Origin of the sequence: Rhodococcus oryzae (assembly GCF_005049235.1) — a bacterium.
Lineage (GTDB): Bacteria > Actinomycetota > Actinomycetes > Mycobacteriales > Mycobacteriaceae > Rhodococcus_G > Rhodococcus_G oryzae.
The window spans coordinates 209,218-231,400 of record NZ_SUMD01000008.1 but is presented as its reverse complement, the minus strand read 5'-3'; the positions used below and the strand labels follow the sequence as shown (position 1 = coordinate 231,400).

Genomic DNA, 22,183 nt, shown 5'->3' with positions numbered 1-22,183 from the left:
CATCGGATGACGTCCGGCCACGGCGGTCCAGTCCGCGGTCGGTTGCCTGCGTGAACACGACGGAAAGGTCTCGACATCATGAGCAATGACGTGAATGGTCTCCAGCGCGCAACCCTGCCCATCCCGGACCTCGCGTACACCGGCACCGTCACCTACGACGCCACCGATCCGGACACGAAGTTCCCGCCTATCCGCCGCCTGCTCCCGCCGGAGGGCGCCCCGAACGTGCTCGTGGTGCTGATCGACGACGTGGGCTTCGGCGCCTCGAGCGCGTTCGGTGGTCCGATCGAGACCCCGAACTTCGAGCGGGTCGCGGCGCAGGGCCTCAAGTACACCCGCTTCCACACCACCGCACTGTGCTCCCCGACGCGTGCCGCCCTGCTGTCCGGGCGCAACCACCACACGGTCGGGATGGGTGGCATCACCGAGATTGCCACCAGCGCACCCGGTTACAGCTCGCTTCGCCCCAACAACTGTGCCCCCCTTGCCGAGACCCTGAAGCTCAACGGCTACAACACCGCCCAGTTCGGCAAGTGCCACGAGGTTCCGGTGTGGGAGGCCTCGCCGGTGGGCCCGTTCGACCACTGGCCGCACCCGGGGGGCGGGTTCGAGTACTTCTACGGGTTCCTCGGCGGCGAGACCAATCAGTGGTACCCGGCGATCTACGAGAACACCTCCCCGATCGAGCCGTGGGGCACGCCCGAAGAGGGCTACCACTTCATGGGCGACATGACCGACAAGGCCATCGACTGGACGCGCCAGCAGAAGTCCCTCGCGCCCGACAAGCCGTTCTTCACCTACTTCGCGCCCGGCGCCACGCACGCCCCACATCATGTGCCGAAGGAATGGGCGGACAAGTACCGAGGCAAGTTCGACCAGGGCTGGGATGCCCTGCGCGAGGAGACCTTCGCCCGGCAGAAGGCGCTCGGCGTCATCCCGCAGGACGCGGTGCTCACCGAGCGCAGCCCCGGCATCCCCTCCTGGGACGAGATGAGCGAGACCATCAAGCCGGCGCTCGCCCGGCAGATGGAGGTCTACGCGGGCTTCCTCGACTACGCGGACCACCACGTCGGCCGGCTTCTCGACGCGCTCGAGGAGCTCGACGTGCTCGACGACACCCTCGTCTACGTGATCATCGGCGACAACGGTGCCTCCGCCGAGGGATCGATGCACGGCACCACCAACGAGGGCTTCACGATCAACCACCTGAACGAGATCGAGACCGAGGAGTACGTCGCCGCACACATCGACGACCTCGGCACGCCGAGCTCGTACAACCACTACGCGGTCGGGTGGGCGCACGCGATGGACACGCCGTACCAGTGGACCAAGCAGGTGGCCTCGCACTGGGGCGGCACCCGAAACGGCACGATCGTCAGCTGGCCCAACGGCATCGCGGCGCGCGGCGAGATCCGCAGCCAGTTCAGCCACGTCATCGACGTCGCCCCGACCGTGCTGCAGGCGGCGGGCATTCCCGAGCCGACGACGGTGCACGGCGTCACCCAGCGCCCGTACGAGGGCACACCGATGAACTACACCTTCGCCGATGCCGGCGCGGCCGAGCGGCACGAGACCCAGTACTTCGAGATGCTCGGCAACCGGGCGATCTACCACAAGGGCTGGACGGCGGTCGCGAAACACAAAGACCCCTGGGTGGGTTCCGATCACGGCCTCGACGAGGACGTGTGGGAGCTCTACGACGTAGAGAAGGACTGGACACAATCGCACGACCTCGCCGCCGAGCACCCGGAGAAGCTCGCCCACCTGCAGCGGCTGTTCCTCATCCAGGCCGCCCGGTTCAACGTGCTGCCGATGGACATCCGCTCGGCGGAGCGGATGAACCCCGACCTGGCAGGACGGCCCGCGCTGATCACGGCGCAGAGCCAGACCTTCTATCGCGGGATGCGGCGGTTGAGCGAGAACTCGGCGATCAACATCAAGAACAAGTCGTTCACGGTGACCGCGACGGTCGAGGTGCCGGACGGCGGCGTCAACGGGGTGATCATCGCCCAGGGCGGCGCCTACGGCGGCTGGTCGTTCTACACGGTCGACGGCACGCTCGCGTTCGCGTACAACCTGCTCGGCATCAGTACCGACATCGTGCGTTCGGACTCAACGGTTCCGGCGGGAACCAAGGAACTGCGACTGCATTTCGCGTACGACGGCGGCGGGCTCGGCAAGGGCGGCACGGTGTCGTTGTTCGCGGGTGAGGCGAAGATCGGGGAGGGACGGGTAGAGCGGACACTCCCGTTCCAGTTCACCTTCGACGAAACCGTCGACGTCGGACAGGATCTCGCCTCGCCGGTGTCGTCGGACTACCAGGCGACCGGTAATGCGTTCACCGGAACCATCGACCGGGTGGTGATCGACCTCGGGGAGGACGATCACAGTCACCTCGTCGAGCCCGAGCACCTGATGAACGTCGCGATGATGAAGCAGTAGTCGTGACGGGGCTCAAAGTGCGGCGCGATGCCGCGGTGCTGGCGCCGACGCTGGTCGGCTACCGGAAGTCCTGGCTGCGCGCCGATGTCGTCGCGGGGCTCAGCGCAGGCGCGGTGGTCATCCCGCAGGCGATGGCCTACGCGACCATCGCGGACCTGCCGGTGCAGATCGGCCTGTACACCTGCATGGTCCCGATGGTCGTGTACGCGATGCTCGGCGGGGCCAGGGCCGTCAGCGTCAGCACCACGTCGACGATCGCCGTGCTGACGGCGTCGACGATGATCGGGGCCGGGATCGCGGCCGGCTCGGAGGACGCGCAGACCTCGCTCATGACGCTGACCCTCCTGGTCGGGGTGATCCTGCTGTTGGCGCGGGTGCTCAAGCTCGGGTCGATCATCGAGAACATCAACGAGGCGACGCTGACCGGTATCAAGGTGGGCGTCGGGTTGACGGTGGCCGCGAGTCAGCTGCCGAAGTTGCTCGGTGTGCCGTCCGACCCGGACGCGACGGGCTTCTTCCGGGTGGTGTGGTCGGCGCTGCGTCAGATCGGTGACGCGAACGGCGCCACAGTGCTCCTGGCGGTCGGGTCGATCGGCGCGCTGTACGCGATGTCGAAGTTGGTGCCCCGCGTCCCCGGACCGCTGGTGGTGGTCGCGGCCGGCATCGCACTGGTCGCGTTCGCGGGGCTGGACGGCCGCGGTGTGGAGCTGATCGCGGCGGTCCCGCAGGGTATTCCGCTGCCGGGCATCCCGAGTCTGGACGACACCGGCGCGCTGATTCCCGGCGCGCTCGCGATCGCGGCGATGGCCTTCCTCGAGACGGTGTCGGTCGCGCGCGGGGTGCGCAGGCAGGGCGAGCCGCAGATCGACAGCAACCAGGAGATGCTGGCGAACGGTGTGGCCTCGGTGGCAGGCGCGTTCTTCCACACCCTGCCTCCGGCGGGCGGGTTCTCGCAGACGGCGGTGGCGTTGCGGGCCGGGGCGCGCACCCAGGCAAGCGGGCTGGTGACCGCGGCGCTGGCGGTACTGGTTGCCCTGTTCCTCGCCCCGGTGCTCAGCGACCTGCCGCAGGCGACGCTCGGGGCGATGGTGGTTGTCGCGACGCTCGGCCTGGTGGACATCGGTGCGTTCGCACGGTTCTGGCGGATCAACAAGCTGGAGTTCTGGATTGCGCTGGCGACGGCGTTGATCGGTCTGACGGCCGGTCTGCTGCCCGCGGTCGCCGTCGGCGTGCTGTTCACCCTGTATCTGGTGCTTCGGGAACTCAACCGACCGCACGTGGTGCAGCTGTACCAGGGCGCGGACGGCCGGTGGGTCGGCGGTGACGAGGACGCGCCGACCGATCCGGCCGATCCGCTTGTGCTTCGGATCAATTCGGCCCTGTACACGGCGAACGTGCTGGCCAACGTCACGGCGATTGCGGAACGCATCGAGGCCTCGGGTGCGAAGACCGTCGTGCTGGACTGTTCGCGGGCGTGGAAGATCACCACGACGGTGATGCATCACATCCGGGACCTCGAGCAGGATCTGTCCGCTCGTGGCGTCACGATCTGTTTCGTGGCCGTGCCGCAGCGCGACATGGAGACCGCCCGCAAGACGGCGCTGGGTCGGCAGTTCGAGGAGTCGGGGCGGATCTTCGTGACCGTCGACGACGCGATAGGCGCTACGCGCCCGTGAGTGGTTGACGAGTCTCTGGACTCGTCAACCACTCACGGGCGCGGAGCTGCCATCTCGGTGATGTGGCCCATCCCGACGGCGTGGTGGTTGCGGGCGGTTCATCTCGATCGGGGGCAGCTTCGCCTCCGCGTGCTTGGCGTCGAAGAACAACGGCCCCTGGTACTGCTGATCGGGAATGGGGAGTACGGATCCGGGGAGTTGCTCGGGCATGGAAGCCCCTTCTGTCGACGGCGCGGGTGCCACCGAGGTCAGGTCGGTGTTGTGCTTCGCAACTCACACGAGACGGGTGAGGCGGACGCACCGTTCTCCGTGGTGCCATGGGGAAACGTCGGAGAAGGGGTGTATTCGGTGGGTGTCGAACTGAGGGATCTGGCCACCAAGGCCTACGTGTACGGATTCCCCCTGGTGTTCAATCTGGATCAGGTGCGCCGCTACACGACGACGGGTGTCGGGGCCAATGCCGCCGCCCCGTTCAACGCGTTCAGCCACGCCGCCGATCTCGCCGGACCGAAGGACACCTTCGTCTCCATCAACAACGACACCGTGTACTCCATGGGGCAGCTCGACCTCACCAACGGTCCACTGCTGCTGGAGGTCCCGGACACCGCCGGCGCCTACTACGTGCTCCAGTTCGTGGACGCCTGGACCGACAATTTCGCGTATGTGGGCAAGCGCGCCACCGGCACGGCCGCGGGGCGATACCTGCTCACCCCGCCGGGCTGGTCGGGGCAGACGCCGGCAGGTGTCCGCAGGATCTCCTGCCCCACCGGGGTCGCGTCGATCGTGGGGCGGTGGGCCTGCACCGGCGAGGCAGACCTGCCCCGCGTCCGTGCCCTGCAGCAACAGCTCACGCTGACGGATGTCGGCGAGCAGACCCGACCCCTGGGATTGCCCACCCCGGATCCGAACGTGCCCGAGGCGCTGGCGTTCTGGGAGAAGCTCCGGGTCTACCTGCAGGCCTATCCGCCCGCGGCCCAGGACCTGCCGCTGCAGCAGGCCTTCGAGCTGCTCGGCCTGCTGGAATGGGGTCCCTCGCCGTATGCCGAGGCCGAGCCCGAGCTGACCGCGGCGCTGGCCGCAGGCGCGAAGACGGGTCACGACGGACTGGTGGCCGCGCTCAGGTCGGGGGCAGGCGACGCCGTCGTCAACGGATGGCATCAGACATTCCACGTCTTCGACTACAACGACGACTACTTCGAGGTCGGCACCATCAACTCGCCGGAGTGGCGAATCGACGACCGCAGCAAAGCGATCGGTCTGCGCGCGGCCGCGGCGATGGCCGGTCTGTGGGGCAACCACGGATACGAGGCGGCCTACTCCCCGGTCTACCTCGACGGCGACGGCGACGAGCTGACCGGCGAGCGCAGCTACACACTGACCTTCACCCAGACACCGCCGGTGGACGCGTTCTGGTCGATCACCATGTACGACCTGCCCGAGTATTACCTTGTCGACAACCCGATCGACCGGTACTCGATCGGCGACCGCACCCCCGGGCTGGTGTACGGGGAGGACGGCTCGCTGACGATCACCCTCAGCGCCGCCGAACCGACGGACCCGACTGCGCGGGCGAACTGGCTGCCGACCCCGACGGCGGGCTTCCGGCCGCTGCTGCGGATGTACAGTCCGCGGCCAGAGGTGTTCGACGGGACCTACGAGGTCCCACCGTTCGTCAAGGTCAGCTGAGCCGATTCAGCTCTGTCCCAGCCACTCCCGGGCGGCCACCACCAGCGCCTCGATGCCGACGGTCAGGGTCGGCTCGAGGACCGGTGCGAAGCGCGCGGAGTGGTTCGACGGGATGTCCGTGTCGGTGGTCCCGGCCGCGGCGGCCCGCATGAATGCGTCCGGGTCCGCGCCGCCGAACAGCCAGTAGCAGCACGGTGCTCCGGACGCGGTCGCGAAGACCCCGACATCCTCGCTGCCCGTGACGGGGCCGGGGTCGAAGACGTGATCGTCTCCGAACCGGGACCGGAACACGGTGGCGGTGCGCGCGACGGCGGCCGGGTCGTTGACGAGGACCGGAAAGCTGTCGATCGGGATGATCTCCGGCGTGCGGGTCGCGCCCGCGGCGGCGGCCTCCGCGTTGACGATGCGGGTGACCGCGTCGAGGACCCTGGTGCGTACCGCGGGGTCGTAGGTGCGGATGTTGACCTCGAGCACGGCATCGTCGGGGATGATGTTGTCCTTGGTGCCCGCGCGGAGTGATCCGACCGTCAGCACCACCGTGTCGGTCGCGGCCACTGTGCGGGACACCACGGTCTGCAGCCGTAGCACCGTCGACGCGGCCATCACCACCGGATCGATCGTGGTCTCGGGCCGCGAGCCGTGGCCGCCCTTGCCGAACATCCTGATTCGCAGTGCGTCCGTCGCGGCGAAGGCGGGTCCCGGCCGGACGGCGAGCATGCCGGCCGGGAACGGGCCCACGTGCTGACCAAGCACCACGTCGGGGGTGCCGAACCTGTCGAACAGGCCGTCGTCGACCATGGCCTGCGCGCCGCCACCGAGTTCCTCGGCCGGCTGGAACACCGCGAGAATCGTTCCGCGCCATCCGGTTCGGTCGCCCGCCAACTCTTCCAGCGCGCCGAGCAGGCACACCACGTGCATGTCGTGGCCGCACGCGTGCGCCACCGGGACGTCCGCGCCGTCGGGATCGGTGCCGCGTGCGGTGCTGGCATAGGACAGCCCGGTCTCCTCCGCGACCGGCAGCGCATCCATGTCGGCGCGCAACAGCACGGTGGGGCCGTCACCGCGGCGTAGTGTTCCGACGACGCCGGTCCCGCCCACGCCGGTGCTGGTCTCGAAACCCAGCGCACGCAGTCGGTCCGCGGCGATACCCGCGGTCCGGGTTTCGTGGAACGACAGCTCGGGATGGGCGTGGAGGTCTTTGTACAGCTCGGTCAGGGCCGTGGTGTCGACCATGGTGGTCCTTCCGCTCGACGGGCACCCAGTCAAACCCGGACCGCCGGTCCGCGTCTCATGCTTCGCGGGTGAATCGGCAGGCGCGGAGTCGAGCCTCCCAACCGTCCGGATCGGCGAGCCGCCCGTTCGGGGCGGTCGCCCAGCACTGCGCGAGCAGGTCGTAACCCAGCGTGCAGATCTCGAGATGCCGCGGCCACTGCCGCTGCATCCAGGCTCGTTCGTTGTGGGCGGCATCGGCGGCGCTCAAACCCGCGCCGATCAGCTCGAACTGGACGTCCCGGCGCAGCGCCATCATGGCGGCCGCGGTCGGCGCGGTGGCACGCAGCCCGGACACCAGGGTGAGCGCGGTGTCGAGCGTGCGGGTCTCGGTCCAGCGGAGGTCGCGGCGGTGTGCGTGTGGGGTCACCGCCCACAGGACGGCCAGCGCCACGACGACGCCGAGCAGGGTCTCGAGGAAGCGGCCCCGAATCATCGGCCCAATGTCCGCATCGGGATGCGAGGCGCCACCGATGAGCATCGCCAGCGGGGTGATGAAGATGACCGCGAGTCCGTAGTTGCGGGCGATGTACAGCTCGATCAGGAACTGCAACACCATCAACAACACGATCAGGCCGGCGCCGGTCGGCGTGAGCGCATACAGCGCGGCGAACAGCACCAGACCGGCCGCGGTCCCGACGAAGCGGTGCACCCCGCGCACGGTGCCGCGGATCCGGTCGGGTCCCTGGTGCAGGACCAGGACCGCCGCGATCACCGCCCAGTCCGGCCGGTCCAAGCCCACGGCCACGCTCAGCGAACCCGCGACGAGACACGCCAACAGCACCCGCAGTGCCGTGCTGCAGGCGTGCGAGTCGAGGGTGAACGAGCGTCGTATCCGGTACCGGAAGTCAGGGCGCGCCAACGGGATCTGCGGGGCGGGGGCGTCGAGTTCGAGATCCGGCCCGTCGTCGTCGGAGCGCGCGACCCCCACCAGTCGCAGGTGCGCGGACAGCAGCGACCGGACCGGATCCGCCGCGGGCCGGCGCTCCGGCAGCCCCGCGTCGTAGACCGCCGCCCAGGCGGCGTGCACCGCGGTCGCGGCCTGGTGTCTCGCCCCGACAGCGGGGGCATCGCTGTTGCGCAGTTCGACGTAGGCGTTCACCGTGCGCACGGCCGCGGCCACCGCGTCCCGCTCGGGTGCCCGGCGGTCGCGGAGCGCACCCGCCATCGCCACGACCAGCGCGCTGACCACACCGATTGCCGTGCAGCCCACGATGACCACGGCCGAGATGCCGGACCTCGACATGATCGTGGCGACCGCACACGTCAGCACGAAGAAGAACGATCCGGGCGGGCCCAGCCTCGCCGCAGACACCACATAGGTCCCGACGAGCGCGACCGCGGCCAGCATCGCGACCTCGATGAGCGCCGGTAGCGCCGAGTCGAAAGGCCAAGTCCGGTAGACGGTTCCGCCGACCAAAGCGCCGAGGCCCGCGGCCGTGAACAGGGCCGCTCCCGCGAGGAGGACGACTCGCCAGCGCGCCCGGTATGGCCTGCCCTCGCCGTAGATCACCGCGAAGGCGCCGAGGCTGAAGATCAGCGCCTGCTCCTGGTGGCCGAACGCGACGGCGAGGAGCGCGGGCACCCCGAACGCCAGCGCCGCCCGCACCCCGCCCGGCCATCGCCTGCCCGCGGGCGGGAGACCGAACGCCAGCGACCGGGTCCGCGGCGCCGGAGGCAGCGGGGCATTGCGTGAGGGGTCGGGGGTCGCATCGGGCACCGTCCAATTCAACTCCACCTCCATTCGGGCGCCACCATCTGCGTCCGCGGGGGTCGGCGGCGCCGCGCTCGTGCGGGATAGGTCAAATGGCCGCGAAATCGGTCCGCGGGACCGTGCGATTCGCGCACGAGGTTTCGACAATTCGCGCCTGGGTGCGGGCACCGTTCTCGGCCGCCGCCGCCCGCGGGCGGGTCCTACCTGCGGGTTCGGGTCACTCCGTCGATCTCGACAATGACCGTCCATTTCGGCGGCCCGAAGTCCCATGGTTTTAGGGGTCATTTACTTTCCGGCCCTGTGTGAGGATGCACCGATGACATTGGATGTCACTCATTCGCCGGGCCGAATGCCGGTCTATGCGCGCTGACACCGAACGGGTGCCCATCGTCGCAGCGAACTCGACTGGTCTCGTCAGGCCACACGTCCCCGGTTGCGTCGCGCCGTCGGGACGGATCCCGGGCAGCACCTTCGCGGTCGGACGGTACCGCCTGCTCTCCTGCTGCGGCGCGGTGCCGTCTGCGGAGTTCTGGCGCGGACTCGACCTGGTCACCGGCCGTGAGGTCGGGCTGACCCTCTTCACCGGTGACGGTGTCCGCGGCGACGCGGGCGCGCAGGTGGACACGGACGAGGTCTTCGCCCGCACCGTGTGGATGTGCGGCATCCGCGCCTCGGCCGTCCCGCGGATCGTCGACATGGTCGACGCGGAATCGGCGGGGGCTGTCGTCACCGAGTGGGTGCCGAGTTGCTCGCTGTCCGAGGTCGTGGAGGGTCGGCTGTCGGCCGTCGATGCCGCCGCCGCGGTCCGGCCCCTGGCGCACGCGGTCTGCCGGGCGCACGAGGTGGACGGTGTGCTCGCCCTCGACGATCCTGATCGGCTCCGCGTGAGCATGGAAGGGCATGTGTTCCTGGCCTTTCCGGGTCCGCTCCCGGATGCTGACCGTTCCTGTGACGTGCGTGGTCTCGGCGTGGCGCTCGCCACCCTCGCGACCGGGGACCGTTCCGGGGCGGGTGCCGCGGCGCTGCATGCGCGGGCGCCCTCGCCCGTTGCGGAGATCATCCACCGGACCGTCGGTGGGGGCGCCGACGTCAGCGCCGAGTGGGTCGCACACCTGCTCGACGAGGTCGCGGCAGCTCCGGCCTGGTGAATCGGTCTCGTACGAGACCGTACGGTCCGCTCGGGCTGTAGTCTTCACCGCACAGAAGGTTCCTTTGTCGGGGGTGGGCAGGGGTGCGTATGAAGGGGAAGTCTCTACCGCAGGCCGCGTCGTTGACGCGACAGTTCACCGACGGTCTGTGTCTCAGCGGACCGGAAGGCCTCGAGACCCTGTCGGCGGCGGCTGACATGGTGGCGATCAACCCTGACCGTTTCCGCGCCGTCATGCACTCGGCGGATTTCGGCTCGATCCGGGTGAACAGGCTTCGGACCTCAGCGGTTTCGGGGATCAGGGCGCCGGACCGGCTGGCGGACGACCACGGCGTGTACCTGTCGATGGTGTGTGTGCGGGCGGGGGAGATCCGGATCCGGCAGAACCGCATCGCCAGCTGTGCGGAGGCGGGTCAGATCGCCTTCGTGGACTTCGCCGCCCCGTTCGAGGTCGAGCTCTCCCATCGCGGGGACTACGTCTTCGTCTACCTGCCCCACGATCTGCTGACCGCACGGTCCGTGGACGCCAGGACCCTGGTCGGGGCCGCGGTCTCCGCCTCGCCGCTCGGCGACGCGATCGCCGCGGCGATCGAGAAGTTCGCGGCGATCGACGTGTGCGCTCCGGGGTCCGCGGAGGCCGCGCTGATCGAGCGTGCCATCCTCGACCTGTGCCTGGCGGTGATCCACCAGGCGACCGGAGATACCCAGGTTCGTGACGAGATCGGTATCCGAAACCGGGCGCGGGCAAGGGAATTCGTCGAGAGCAACTTCACCGACCCCCGGCTGACGATCGCCCAGGTCGCCTCGAGCATCAACGTCAGCCCCCGCTACCTGCAGAAACTGTTCGAGGAGGAGGAGTACTCGGTCTATGAGCTGATCCGTCGACGCCGGGTCAGGTGGGGAGTCGCCCTGCTGACCGATCCGGGTGCCGCGCACCTCACCATCAGCCAGGTGGCGCTCCGCAGTGGCTTCGTCGGCCTGAGTCAGTTCAGCCGAGCGGTCCGGGACATCACCGGGGCCTCGCCGCGGGGGATCCGTCGGCAATCGGAACCGGCTGCACCGCTTCAGGTATCCAGCGGATCGGCGTAGCAGTCCCGCACCGCGACGTCCATCGGGAAGCGCACCCTCGTGTCGCCGAACAGCAGCCGGGTGGCGGCCTCCGTCGCGGCCAGCACGTGCGCGGTGGCGGACTCCGGATCGCGACAGTGCACGACCACCTCGTCGTGCTGGAAGAACACCAGTTCGGCGGTGTCGTCGTCCGCGAGTCGCCGACGGAGATCGGCCAGCAGGCACAGCGCCCACTCCGCCGCCGTGGCCTGCACCACGAAGTTGCGGGTGAACCGGCCGCGCGCGTGTGCATCGCCGCCGGACCACCAGTCGGCGTCCGGTGGGGGGCAGGCCCGGCCCAGCCAGGAGTGCACCACCTCGCCGCGTTCACCCGCCCGTGCGGCATCCTCGACGTACTGCACCGCGACCGGAAATCGCTTGCGCAGCAACGTCAACAGTGCACGTGACTCACCTGCGGTGGCCCCGTACAGGACGCCGAGGATCGCCACCTTGGCCTTGCTGCGATCGCCGTCGAACACCTCGGCGGCGACCGGCGCATACAGGTCGTCCGCGCCCGCCGCGGCGACCATCAGCGGGTCGCCGGACATGGCCGCCAGAATGCGGGGCTCGAGTTGCCCCGCGTCGGCGATGACGAAGGTGTGTCCAGTGTCTGCGATGACGCTGGTGCGCAAGGCTTTCGGGATCTGCAGCGCCCCTCCGCCGCGACTGGCCCAGCGTCCGGACACCACCCCGCCCGGAACATAGACGGGCCGGAATCGGTCGCCGCGCACCCAGGTGTCGAGCCAGGTCCAGCCGTTCGCGGCGTGCAGCTTGGCCAGATCGCGGTAGTGCAGCAGGGGCTCGATCGCCGGGTGGTCGATATCGCGGAGCAGGTATGCGCGGGTGGAGGTGAGTTCGACGCCGTCGCGGGCGAAGGCCTCGACCAGCTCGACGTGCGAGGCGGGGTTGACCCGCCGCCCGAAGGCCGCACCGATCACCTCGGTGATCTCCCGGATCCGCTGCGGCACAGCGTCTCCGGTGGTGCGCGGGCCGAGGGTGTTCTCGAGTAGCCGGTGGTGTTCGAGGGCCGAGAACGGCAATCCGTGGTGGCTCATCTCGGCGGCGGCGAGAGCGCCTGCGGACTCGGCCGCGACAAGCAGGCGCAGGCGCGGATCGTCGCCGATCAGCGCGAGCTGTGCCTCGTGGTCGGCGACAACCGCCGCGGGGTCGAGGGGTGGTGCGGCGTCGAACAGCCCGGGGCGTTCGTCGGCCGGGGGTTGGGGGGAGACGGCGGGCCCGCCCGCCCGCACGCTCAGCAGGGCGCCGGTGAGCGCCAGGTCGTGGCAGCGCTGCACGCGTAGGCCGTCGCGCAGCACGGCGGGATAGACGGCCGCGGTGTCGGCCCACACCCACCGCGGGTGCTCGCCCGGTTCGAGCGCGCGGACCGCCGCGGACGGGTCGGGAAAGGGGAGCGGGTCGCCCAGCGCGCGCCCGCGGTCGTCCGTGCGGATCGCCAGGGCGTGCTCGGGTCCGGGCACCAACACGATTCGCACGGCGCCCAGTGTGCCGTGCGGGTACGACAACACCGGGATGGGTCAGTGCGCGCCGTGCCGGATCTCGTCGCGGTGCTCGGCGAAGCGCACGGTCTCGAAGAGGATCAGGGCGAGCAGGACCGCGGTGAGCAGCCCGAGCGAGGCCAGCGCCGGCAGGTGCCAGGCCAGCGGGATCAGCGCCACGAGCACGACCGCGGTGGTGATCCGCGCGCGGTTGACCGGTCCCATCAGCCTGGTCACGTACGCCTTGAATGCGGCCAGGCCCAGCAGGAAGAGCGCGGCGCCGCCGAAGAGCGCCACCAGCGGGATGCCGTAGAGGGGGTCGGTGAGGGTGTGATGGCTGCCGTCGCCGACATAGTTCAGCACCTTCTTCAGGCCCAGCGAGATCAGCACGATGCCGACGACCATCGGCAGGTGCAGGAAGGTGTACCCACCGCGTGCCAGCTTGATCTGCGTCGCGCCGGTGGCCGCGGAGAGGGCGCGCTCGGCGGCCAGGGTGGTGGTGTCGAAGTACGCCCACCAGAGCAGGCCGCTGACGGCCAGCCCGAGCAGCGAGCCGACCACGATCGGCCAGGCGATGGGCAGCGCGGTCACCCCGATGCCGATGGACACGATGGACTCGCCGAGCGCGACGATGATGATCAGCCCGTGTCGCTCGGCGAAGTGGCTCGGGGAGTTCAGCCGCCAGCCCTCGCCGCCGAACAGGGTGCCCAGATAGTCGCCGACGAGCGCGGCCAGCCACATCAGGGTCTGCGCGGTGCCCGAGAGCTGGGACGCGATCAGCAGCAGGGTGGTGCCCGCGACCATGGACGGCACGAACCGGATCAGTTGGCCGCGTAGCTGGAGATCGCCTGCACTGGCGATCCAGAAGGTGACCAGGTGCATCAGCCGGACGAAGAAGTAGCCGACGGCGAAGACCACCGGGCCGGAGAGCCCGCCGGGCAGGTCGTCGAACGCCTCGGGGATGGTCAGCGCGACGATGAACATCGAGCCCATCGCGAAGAACATCGCGACCCGCGCGAAACCCTCGTCGGCGCGCACGACGTTGGCCAGCCACGCATAGCCGATCCAGCTCCACCACAGGACGGCCATCACCAGCACGCCGCGCACCAGATTCCTGGCCGAGGTGTCGTCGGCCATCAGCGCCGTGACGCCGGTCAACGCGAAGACGAAGACGAGGTCGAAGAACAGCTCGAGCGGGGAGACGGAGGACCGTTCCTGCATTGCCTGCATATGGGTTCGCCTGGGAAATTCCACTCGGCTACTGTGCCACCACGAAAGGGCCTGCGCAGGGGGTCGGGGAGCACTAGTGTCCCGTCGGGTAACCGGGCGTCGCCCGGTCGCCCCGGCTGACTGCGAGCGAGCCCGGTGTCGTCGGTAAGCTTGCCAACTGGACTTCGTACCCAGTTCCCAGATCCGGAGGTTGATTAGCGTGGCGCTCGTCGTGCAGAAGTACGGCGGATCCTCGGTGGCATCTGCCGAGCGCATCCGACGCGTCGCCGAACGGATCGTGGAGACCAAGCGCGCGGGCAACGACGTGGTTGTCGTGGTCTCGGCGATGGGCGACACCACCGACGAGCTGCTCGACCTGGCTCAGCAGGTGTGCCCCGGCGGCCCGCCCGCGCGCGAGATGGACATGCTGCTGACCTCGGGCGAGCGCATCTCCAACTCGCTGGTGGCCATGGCGATCCACTCCCTCGGCGAAGAGGCCCGCTCCTTCACCGGGTCGCAGGCCGGGGTCATCACCACCGGCGCGCACGGCAACGCGAAGATCATCGACGTCACCCCTGGTCGCGTCCGCGACGCGCTCGACCGCGGTTCGATCGTCCTGGTCGCCGGGTTCCAGGGCGTCAGCCAGGACAGCAAGGACGTCACGACCCTCGGTCGCGGCGGTTCCGACACCACCGCCGTCGCCCTCGCCGCCGCGCTGAAGGCCGACGTCTGCGAGATCTACACCGACGTCGACGGCATCTTCACCGCGGACCCGCGAATCGTCCCCGACGCGCAGCGGCTCGACACCGTCTCCTTCGAGGAGATGCTGGAGATGGCCGCGTGCGGCGCGAAGGTGCTCATGTTGCGTTGCGTCGAGTACGCGCGTCGCTACAACGTGCCCGTGCACGTTCGTTCCTCGTACACCACAAAGCCCGGCACCATGGTGTCCGGATCGATGGAGGACATTCCCGTGGAAGAAGCCATCCTCACCGGCGTCGCGCACGACCGCAGCGAGGCCAAGGTCACCGTCGTCGGGCTGCCCGACGTACCGGGCTACGCGGCCAAGGTCTTCCGTGCCGTCGCCGAGACCGAGATCAACATCGACATGGTGCTGCAGAACATCTCGAAGGTGGAGACCGGCAAGACCGATATCACCTTCACGCTGCCGAAGACGGATGTCCCCGCCGCGGTGGAGAAGCTGACGGAGCTGCAGGGCGAGATCGGGTTCACCCAGGTCCTCTCCGACGAGCGCATCGGCAAGGTGTCGCTGGTCGGCGCCGGCATGAAGAGCCACCCGGGCGTCACGGCCACCTTCTGCGAGGCGCTCGCCGAGGCCGGCATCAACATCGACCTGATCTCGACCTCGGAGATCCGCATCTCGGTGCTGGTCGCCGACGACGATCTGGACGACGCGGTGCGCGCGATCCACAAGGCATTCGATCTGGGCGGCGACGAAGAGGCCGTCGTCCACGCGGGAACGGGACGCTAGAGATGACAACTGTTGCTGTAGTCGGCGCGACCGGACAGGTCGGCGCGGTCATGCGCGCGCTCCTCGCGGAACGCAACTTCCCCGCGGACAAGGTTCGGTTCTTCGCGTCGGCCCGCTCGGCTGGCACGAAGCTGCCGTTCCGCGGCGAAGAGATCGTGGTCGAGGACACCGCCGCGACCTCGGACGAGGACCTCAAGGGCATCGACATCGCGCTGTTCTCGGCGGGTGCGACCCTCTCCCGCGTCCAGGCCCCGCGGTTCGCCGCGGCGGGCGCGACCGTGATCGACAACTCCTCCGCCTGGCGCAAGGACCCCGAGGTCCCGCTGGTGGTCAGCGAGGTCAACCCGGAGGAGGCGAAGAACCCGCCGAAGGGCATCATCGCCAACCCGAACTGCACCACGATGGCCGCGATGCCGGTGCTGAAGGTGCTGCACGACGAAGCCGGACTGCAGCGGCTGATCATCAGCAGCTACCAGGCCGTGTCCGGCAGCGGCCTGGCCGGCGTCGAGGAGCTGGCGACCCAGGCCCGCGCGGTGATCGATGACGTCGAGAAGCTGGTGCACGACGGCAGCGCCGTGACGTTCCCGGCGCCGAACAAGTACGTCGCCCCGATCGCGTTCGATGTCATCCCCCTGGCCGGCTCGCTGGTCGAGGACGGCAGCGGCGAGACCGACGAGGACCAGAAGCTGCGCAACGAGAGCCGCAAGATCCTCGGCCTGCCCGACCTGTTGGTCAGCGGCACCTGCGTCCGGGTGCCCGTGTTCACCGGCCACTCGCTCTCGATCAACGCCGAGTTCGGCAACCCGCTGTCCGTCGAGCGCGCCAAGGAGCTGCTGGCGACCGCGCCCGGTGTGCAGCTGGTCGACGTGCCCACCCCGCTGCAGGCGGCGGGCGGCGATCCGTCGCTGGTCGGCCGCATCCGTCAGGATCCGGGCGTGCCGGGCGGCCGTGGCCTCGCGCTGTTCGTCTCCGGCGACAACCTGCGCAAGGGTGCCGCGCTCAACACCATTCAGATCGCGGAGCTGCTCGTCGGCTGACCTTCCGCCGAGTGTGCACCTACCGTCGCATCGCCCGAGTGCGGGCGTCGGGAGGTGCACACTCGCGGGTGGCCGCGCCGGTGACGGTCAGACCGCCTCGGCGATGCTGGTGCCGTTCGCCGGTTCGAGCACCGGGGCGGGGCCGCGGAGCAGCCGCCCGATCCAGCCCTCGTCCAGGGCAAGGGCCTTGACGATCGTCGCCGCGGCGACGACGACGCCCGACAGGACGAACATCCAGGTGATGGTGGTGAACACCAGCCCGAGCGAGCCGAACTTCTCCTGCGCGGATGCGCCCGCCATCGGCAGGTAGATCCGGCCCCCGATGCGGAGCACGGCCAGCCCGAGCGCGGTCAGCGCGGCGGTGGCCCACAGCACCCGGCCCGCCAGCCTGCCCTCGGTGAGCAGGTACGGCACCACGGCCCACAACGCGAACCAGATGGCCAGCTCGGTGCCGAACGCCAGCGGCGGTCCGACCCAGTCCAACCCGGACAGGTTCCGGGCCACGCTGAGCAGGGCCACCGACGAGGCGACCGCGAACAGCACCGCCACCCACCGCCAACTGCCGCGGATGGACAGGGTCGGGATGTTCCAGATCTTCCCGTAGAGCCGGCCCATGGCTCGGGCGAAGGACGTCCCGCTCAGGATGATCATCAACATGCCGATGACGCCGAAGGTGGCGAACGTCGGCGTGCTCGCCTCGAGGGCGCCGGGCGCGAGGGCGTACAGGTCCAGTCCGGACGGATCGAAGCCGAGCTGATCCGAGATGGTGGTGCCAACGCCCTCCAGGTTCCCGATGGTGCCGACCGCGATGATGACCGGCAGCACCGAGGTGAACTCCTGCGCGGCCAGGGTCATCGCGCGGTCGGCGAGCTCGATGTCGACGATTCCCTTGATGATCCGTGCCACCGTCCGACCGGCCGAGGTCCGCTTCAGCCAGCCCCTGGCGGTCTGCTTCCGGACTTCCAGTGCTTCCCTGGCGAGGCTCACCGAGAGTTTCGAGGACTTCACGGTGGTCAAGTCAACGCGACCGCCGGAAGGGACTCCTCATCCGGGGTAGGTGAAAAACGTGTGCCCGCCGCCCGTCCCGTTGTGGGATGGGCGGCGGGCACAGGTGGGAGTGCGTCAGGCGGGGGCGCTCTGCGCGGGCGCGCGGTTCGCGGGCCAGCCGGCGGTGAGGCCCCAGATGACACCGATGTTGATGGCGATCACCAGGATCGACAGCCAGGGCTGGGTGCCGATCAGCGTCAGGTGCCCGACCGCGTTCAGCAGCGCGAGGGTGACACCGAAGACCCGGGCCCAGGTGGCCCCGGCCAGCAGCGCGCCGCCGCCGACGACGAGGAGGACGCCCCACGCGATGAGCACCCACCCCCACCGGTCGTAGTCGAGGATCAGCATCTTCTCTTCCCCGACGAACAGCCGGGTGGGCGCGGTGAGGGAGGCGATGCCCTCGACCGCATTGAAGGTGCCGGTCATGATCAGCATGAGGCCGGCGAAAACGCCCCAGCCTCCGGGGCTCTTGTCGTCCATGGGTTCCTTCGGTGAGGTGTCGGTCGGGTGGCGGATCAGAAGATGAGCGCGACGAGGATCGGTGCGGCGGTCAGGACGATCGCGACGAGCGAGACGATCGCGATCGTCTTGACGGCCGTCGCTTGTCGGTTGTGGTCATAGGACATGACGCAAACGTTAGGGCGCGGGATCGGCCGATCGCGTCATCCTCTCTGGGTGAGATGGGCCGCGGAATCATGTACGGTGCTGCGCCGACCTATATCATTCCGTGATAATTGGTTGAATATTCACAACGAAAGGACCAACAAAGTGCTCAAGGGATTCAAGGAATTTCTCCTGCGGGGCAACGTGCTGGACCTCGCCGTTGCCGTCGTCGTCGGCGCCGCCTTCACCGCGATCGTGACCGCGTTCACCGAGAACATCGTGAACCCGCTCGTCGCGTCGTTGGGCGGGTCGAACGATATGGGATTCGGTTTCCAGATCACCGACAGCCCCGAGACGTTCGTGAACGTCGGCGCCGTCCTGAGCGCCGTGATCAATTTCGTCCTCATCGCGGCGGTCGTGTACTTCGTTCTCATCGTCCCGTTCAACTCGGTCAAGGAGCGCTTCATGACCGAGGAGGAGAAGGAGGCGACGGATATCGAGCTCCTGACCGAGATCCGGAACCTGCTCGCCGACGCCAATGCGGACGCCAACTCGACCCGGGTCGAGTCCTAGCCGTCCGTCTTTCGCCACGCGGCGTCTCCGGTCCTCGAGGGTCGGAGACGCCGCCATTTTTTTCTCCTCATCCGGTGCGGGTGAGATTGATGATCGGCGCTGTCGAATCGCCGCCCGAGGCCGCATGCTTTTTCTATGACGCCGACCGACGATGCGAAGCCGCTCGATGCCGACGAGCGGGCGGAGCTGATCCGCCTGCGCGCCCAGGTCGCCGCGACCGAGCGCGCCCAGGTGGCCGCGACCGAGGTGGCCGAGCGGCGCGGCGTCGTCGGCGCGCTGCGCTGGACCGCGTCCGGACTCCTGATCGTCCTGGTCGCGGTGCTGCTGCTGACTTCGCTGCTGGCCCGCTTCACGCGGAGCGAGATCCTCGACACCGACCGGTACGTGGCGACCGTGGCGCCGCTCGGCTCCGACCCGGCAATCCAGGACGAGATCACCGACCAGGTGACGCGTCAGATCTTCACCCGGCTCGACGTCGAGAAGATCACGCAGGAGGCGCTGACGGCCCTGACCGAGAACGCGCCGCGGGTGCCGCCGCAGGTGGTCGGCCTCGCCCCGGTGATCGCCGGCCAGGCCGAGGGATTCATCCGGGACACAGTGCACTCGCTGGTGACCAGCGACAAGTTCGAGAGCGCGTGGATCGACGCGAACCGGATCGCCCACCAGAGCCTCGTCGCGGTCGCGACCGGCGAGACCGGCGTGGTCGAGATCGACGAGAAGGGCACGGTGAGCGTGCCGCTCAATGCGATTCTCGGAACCGTCAAGGAGAACCTGACCGAACGCGGGTTCGCCTTCGCCGACAAGATCCCCGAGACCGACGCCAGCTTCGTGATCTTCCAGTCCGCCGACCTCGTGAAGGCACAGAAGGCGGTCAATGCTCTGGACAAGGCGGCCACCTGGTTGCCGTGGCTGGGGGTGCTCGCGGCGATCGGGGCGGTGTTCGCGGCGCCGCACGGCAGGCGGTTGCGGGCCCTGTCGCTGGTCGGGCTGGGGGTCGCGATCGCCATGGCGCTGCTGAGCGTGTCGCTCCACATCGCCCGCGCGGTGTACATCGACGAGATCCCGTCGGACGTGCTGTCCCCGGCGGCGGCCTCGGCGGTGGTGGACGCGATCGCCGCTCCGCTCAAGACGATGCTGCGGGCCTGGTTCCTGACCGGGATCGTGGTCGCGCTGATCGGCTACCTGACCGGTGGTTCGCATTCCGCGCTCGCGGTGCGGCGCGGGTTCACCAGGGGCGTCGACAAGATCCGGAAGACGGGGGAGGGCAGGGCGCCGACCCAGTTCGAGGTGTGGACCGCGCGACTGAGGGTCCCGCTGCGGGTGGCGATCGTCGCGATCGCCGTCGCGGTGCTGGTCTTCTGGACCTACCCGTCCGGGGTCGTGGTGTTCACGATCGCGTTGCTGGCCCTGCTCGCGCTGATCGCCGTCGAGGTGCTCGCCAGGCCGGGAGTTGCAGCGGCGGCGGCCGGGACCGAGGCGCCGTCACCCGGGGTCGAGCAGCCACCTGCCGAGGCTGATAGTCAGACTTAGCGACAGTCTGGACTGTTTTTAGTTTCCTCGCTACCGTGGTCGGTGTGACCCAGGACACCGAGCAGGCCCCGCGCACGCAAGCGCAGCGAACGGCCGCGACCCGGACGAAGCTGCTCGACGCGGCGATCGCGCTGCTGGTCGAGGTCGGCTACGCCCGGACCAGCACCCAGGAGATCGCGCGCAGGGCGGGGGTCTCCCGAGGGGCCCAGCTGCATCACTTCCCGACCAAGGAATCGCTGGTGGTCGCCGCCGTCGAGCACCTGGTCGAGAAGCGCCTGGCCGAGATCCTCGACGCCCGGCCCGATCCCGACCAGGGGATCGAAACCCTCGTCGACGCGTTCACCGGCCCGCTGTTCTACGCCGCCCTCGAGCTGTGGGTGGCCGCCCGCACCGATCCGGCCCTGCACGAGGCGACGATCCCGCTCGAACGCAAGGTCGGCGACGCCCTGCGGCTCGGCAGCGCCGAGGTCATGGGCGAGCGGATGGGCGTGGACGCGATCGACCTGAGCATCGAGCTGGCCCGCGGCCTCGCCGTCTCGGCGTTGTTCCGCACCCCCGAATCCGACAGCGAACTCCGGGAGCGGCTGCTCCCGGTCTGGAAGGGCCTGGTGATGAAGTGACCGCCACACCGAAACCGCTCGCGTTGCCGGACCACGTCGGCGTGCTGGTGGTGGGCGCCGGGTTCGCGGGCCTCGCGGTCACCGAGCGGGTGCTGCGCGATGATCCGGCGGCCGACATCCTCGTCATCGAGCGGGGCGCCGACATCGGCGGAACCTGGCGCGACAACACCTACCCCGGGTGCGCGTGCGACGTCCCCACTGCCCTGTACTCGTTCTCGTTCGCGCCGAGCCCGGACTGGAGTCACACCTTCGCCCGGCAGCCGGAGATCCAGGCATACCTGCGGAAGATGGTCGCCGACAACGGGATCCGCGACAGGATCCTGACCGGATGCGAGCTGCTCGAGGCGTCGTGGGATGACGCCGCTGGCACCTGGAGGGTGCGCACCTCGCTGGGCGAGCTGACCGCGCAGACCCTCGTCGCCGCGACAGGTGCGCTGTCGACGCCCAGGCTGCCGGACGTGCCGGGCATCGAGACGTTCCGGGGACGGCTGTTCCACTCGGCCGCCTGGGATCACGACTACGACCTGACCGGGAAGCGGGTCGCAGTGATCGGGACGGGCGCCTCCGCCGTGCAGTTCGTGCCGGAGATCGTCGACCGGGTCGACCGGTTGACCGTGTTCCAGCGCACGCCCGCCTGGGTGCTGCCGCGCGGCGACCGCACGCTCACCCGACTGGAGAAGCGGCTCTATCGTCGTATTCCGCTCACGCAGAAGATCATTCGGGGGTCCATCTACACCGCTAGCGAGGGGTACGTGCTCGCGATGGCGAAGGTGCCGCGGCTGTTGCCGGCCTTCCAGCTCTTCGCCGCGGCGCACCTGCGGCGGCAGGTGCCCGACCGGGCGCTGCGACGAAAGCTGACGCCGGAGTTCACGATCGCCTGCAAGCGGATCCTGCTGTCCAACGACTGGTTGCGGACCCTGGCCCGAGCCGATGTCGATCTGGTCGATTCGGGGCTCGCCGGGGTCACCGAGGGGGGCGTCGTCGACGGCGCGGGCACGGAGACGCCGGTCGACGCGATCATCTTCGCCACCGGTTTCTCGCCAACCGAGCCGCCCGTGGCCCGGCACCTCCGGGGTCGCGACGGACGGACGCTGGCGCAGCACTGGGCGGGCAGCCCCCGGGCGTACCTGGGTACCACCGTCGTCGGGTTCCCCAACCTGTTCCTCATGTACGGGCCGAACACGAACCTGGGGCACAGCTCGATCGTGTATATGCTGGAGTCGCAGGCCGCGTACATCAACGGTGCGCTTGCTCACCTCGACGGCGGCTCTGTCGAGGTCCTCCCCGGCGCGGAGGCGCGCTACAACGAGGAGATCGCCTGCCAGCTCCGGAACACGGTCTGGAACACCGGCGGATGCTCGAGCTGGTACCTCGACAAGGAGGGGCGCAACTCGGTGATGTGGCCCACCTTCACTTTCCGATATCGGTCCCGGACAAAGAGATTCGACGCCGAGAACTATCTGACCCGGCGCACGGTGCGGGCGAGTGCGGGATGAGCGAGCAGCACGGATCGTGATCGGATCAGCGCACGGCCACCG

Annotated in this window: 17 protein-coding genes; 11 read left to right on the top strand and 6 right to left on the bottom strand. The window is 69.2% G+C overall.

Features of this window, described 5'->3' with window-relative positions:
• Positions 1-78 precede the first annotated feature (78 nt).
• The 3 genes from FCG67_RS17805 to FCG67_RS17795 all read left to right on the top strand — a co-directional run bounded on the left by FCG67_RS17805 (position 79) and on the right by FCG67_RS17795 (position 5,804).
• Positions 79-2,442, top strand: a complete 2,364-nt coding sequence (locus FCG67_RS17805) for an arylsulfatase (RefSeq protein ID WP_136911009.1) — start codon at positions 79-81, stop codon at positions 2,440-2,442.
• A gap of 2 nt (positions 2,443-2,444) precedes the next feature.
• Positions 2,445-4,118, top strand: coding sequence for a SulP family inorganic anion transporter (locus FCG67_RS17800; protein WP_246045128.1), 1,674 nt, complete (start codon positions 2,445-2,447; stop codon positions 4,116-4,118).
• A 348-nt stretch (positions 4,119-4,466) separates the two neighbouring features.
• Entirely contained in the window at positions 4,467-5,804 is a 1,338-nt protein-coding gene (locus FCG67_RS17795; RefSeq protein ID WP_136911008.1) for a DUF1254 domain-containing protein, read from the top strand.
• 6 nt (positions 5,805-5,810) lie between these two features.
• Here the strand turns inward: FCG67_RS17795 and FCG67_RS17790 are convergent, their stop codons facing one another.
• Positions 5,811-7,037: an amidohydrolase gene (locus tag FCG67_RS17790; protein ID WP_136911007.1), complete on the bottom strand. Its 1,227-nt coding sequence runs from the start codon at positions 7,035-7,037 to the stop codon at positions 5,811-5,813.
• 55 nt (positions 7,038-7,092) lie between these two features.
• Positions 7,093-8,817: an FUSC family protein gene (locus FCG67_RS17785; protein ID WP_136911006.1), complete on the bottom strand. Its 1,725-nt coding sequence runs from the start codon at positions 8,815-8,817 to the stop codon at positions 7,093-7,095.
• 329 nt (positions 8,818-9,146) lie between these two features.
• On the opposite strand from FCG67_RS17785, the gene FCG67_RS17780 reads away from it, so the two are divergent.
• Both FCG67_RS17780 and FCG67_RS17775 read left to right on the top strand, forming a co-directional pair.
• A complete protein-coding gene (locus FCG67_RS17780; protein ID WP_136911005.1) occupies positions 9,147-9,935 on the top strand; it encodes a protein kinase family protein in 789 nt (262 codons plus the stop codon).
• Between the two features lie 89 nt (positions 9,936-10,024).
• On the top strand, positions 10,025-11,023 hold the full coding sequence (locus FCG67_RS17775; protein ID WP_136911004.1) for a helix-turn-helix domain-containing protein: 999 nt from the start codon (positions 10,025-10,027) through the stop codon (positions 11,021-11,023).
• Here FCG67_RS17775 and FCG67_RS17770 read toward each other — a convergent pair.
• Both FCG67_RS17770 and FCG67_RS17765 read right to left on the bottom strand, forming a co-directional pair.
• Positions 10,999-12,534 carry a bifunctional 3'-5' exonuclease/DNA polymerase gene (locus tag FCG67_RS17770; protein WP_211243250.1) on the bottom strand — a complete coding sequence of 512 codons (1,536 nt, stop codon included), beginning with the start codon at positions 12,532-12,534 and terminating at the stop codon, positions 10,999-11,001. The two genes, FCG67_RS17775 and FCG67_RS17770, sit on opposite strands and share 25 nt — an antisense overlap.
• A gap of 42 nt (positions 12,535-12,576) precedes the next feature.
• Positions 12,577-13,758 (bottom strand): low temperature requirement protein A, encoded by a 1,182-nt coding sequence (locus tag FCG67_RS17765; protein ID WP_136911055.1) that lies wholly within the window; start codon positions 13,756-13,758, stop codon positions 12,577-12,579.
• 208 nt (positions 13,759-13,966) lie between these two features.
• On the opposite strand from FCG67_RS17765, the gene FCG67_RS17760 reads away from it, so the two are divergent.
• Both FCG67_RS17760 and FCG67_RS17755 read left to right on the top strand, forming a co-directional pair.
• Entirely contained in the window at positions 13,967-15,235 is a 1,269-nt protein-coding gene (locus FCG67_RS17760) for an aspartate kinase (RefSeq protein ID WP_136911002.1), read from the top strand.
• A 2-nt stretch (positions 15,236-15,237) separates the two neighbouring features.
• Positions 15,238-16,272 carry an aspartate-semialdehyde dehydrogenase gene (locus FCG67_RS17755; RefSeq protein WP_097213022.1) on the top strand — a complete coding sequence of 345 codons (1,035 nt, stop codon included), beginning with the start codon at positions 15,238-15,240 and terminating at the stop codon, positions 16,270-16,272.
• A gap of 87 nt (positions 16,273-16,359) precedes the next feature.
• Here the strand turns inward: FCG67_RS17755 and FCG67_RS17750 are convergent, their stop codons facing one another.
• Positions 16,360-17,280, bottom strand: coding sequence for a hypothetical protein (locus FCG67_RS17750; RefSeq protein WP_136911054.1), 921 nt, complete (start codon positions 17,278-17,280; stop codon positions 16,360-16,362).
• 114 nt (positions 17,281-17,394) lie between these two features.
• On the bottom strand, positions 17,395-17,799 hold the full coding sequence (locus FCG67_RS17745; protein ID WP_136911001.1) for a DUF7144 family membrane protein: 405 nt from the start codon (positions 17,797-17,799) through the stop codon (positions 17,395-17,397).
• Positions 17,800-18,087: 288 nt separating this feature from the next.
• On the opposite strand from FCG67_RS17745, the gene mscL reads away from it, so the two are divergent.
• The 4 genes from mscL to FCG67_RS17725 all read left to right on the top strand — a co-directional run bounded on the left by mscL (position 18,088) and on the right by FCG67_RS17725 (position 22,141).
• The gene (mscL, locus tag FCG67_RS17740) at positions 18,088-18,495 is read left to right on the top strand and encodes a large-conductance mechanosensitive channel protein MscL (protein ID WP_136911000.1); all 408 of its coding nucleotides are present in this window, start codon (positions 18,088-18,090) and stop codon (positions 18,493-18,495) included.
• 135 nt (positions 18,496-18,630) lie between these two features.
• Positions 18,631-20,025 (top strand): hypothetical protein, encoded by a 1,395-nt coding sequence (locus FCG67_RS17735; RefSeq protein ID WP_246045126.1) that lies wholly within the window; start codon positions 18,631-18,633, stop codon positions 20,023-20,025.
• A 35-nt stretch (positions 20,026-20,060) separates the two neighbouring features.
• Positions 20,061-20,645 carry a TetR/AcrR family transcriptional regulator gene (locus FCG67_RS17730; protein WP_136910999.1) on the top strand — a complete coding sequence of 195 codons (585 nt, stop codon included), beginning with the start codon at positions 20,061-20,063 and terminating at the stop codon, positions 20,643-20,645.
• The gene (locus FCG67_RS17725) at positions 20,642-22,141 is read left to right on the top strand and encodes a flavin-containing monooxygenase (protein ID WP_136910998.1); all 1,500 of its coding nucleotides are present in this window, start codon (positions 20,642-20,644) and stop codon (positions 22,139-22,141) included. Before FCG67_RS17730 ends, FCG67_RS17725 begins: the two co-directional genes overlap by 4 nt.
• The last annotated feature ends 42 nt before the right edge of the window (positions 22,142-22,183 follow it).

Bases quoted from the DNA above. Each gene is read 5' to 3' on its own strand.
- FCG67_RS17805 (WP_136911009.1), top strand. From the start codon at position 79: ATGAGCAATGACGTGAATGGTCTCCAGCGCGCAACCCTGCCCATCCCG.
- FCG67_RS17735 (WP_246045126.1), top strand. From the start codon at position 18,631: ATGACGCCGACCGACGATGCGAAGCCGCTCGATGCCGACGAGCGGGCG.
- FCG67_RS17785 (WP_136911006.1), bottom strand. From the start codon at position 8,817: ATGGAGGTGGAGTTGAATTGGACGGTGCCCGATGCGACCCCCGACCCC.
- FCG67_RS17765 (WP_136911055.1), bottom strand. From the start codon at position 13,758: ATGCAGGAACGGTCCTCCGTCTCCCCGCTCGAGCTGTTCTTCGACCTC.
- FCG67_RS17775 (WP_136911004.1), top strand. From the start codon at position 10,025: ATGAAGGGGAAGTCTCTACCGCAGGCCGCGTCGTTGACGCGACAGTTC.
- FCG67_RS17780 (WP_136911005.1), top strand. From the start codon at position 9,147: ATGCGCGCTGACACCGAACGGGTGCCCATCGTCGCAGCGAACTCGACT.
- FCG67_RS17790 (WP_136911007.1), bottom strand. From the start codon at position 7,037: ATGGTCGACACCACGGCCCTGACCGAGCTGTACAAAGACCTCCACGCC.
- FCG67_RS17755 (WP_097213022.1), top strand. From the start codon at position 15,238: ATGACAACTGTTGCTGTAGTCGGCGCGACCGGACAGGTCGGCGCGGTC.
- FCG67_RS17745 (WP_136911001.1), bottom strand. From the start codon at position 17,799: ATGGACGACAAGAGCCCCGGAGGCTGGGGCGTTTTCGCCGGCCTCATG.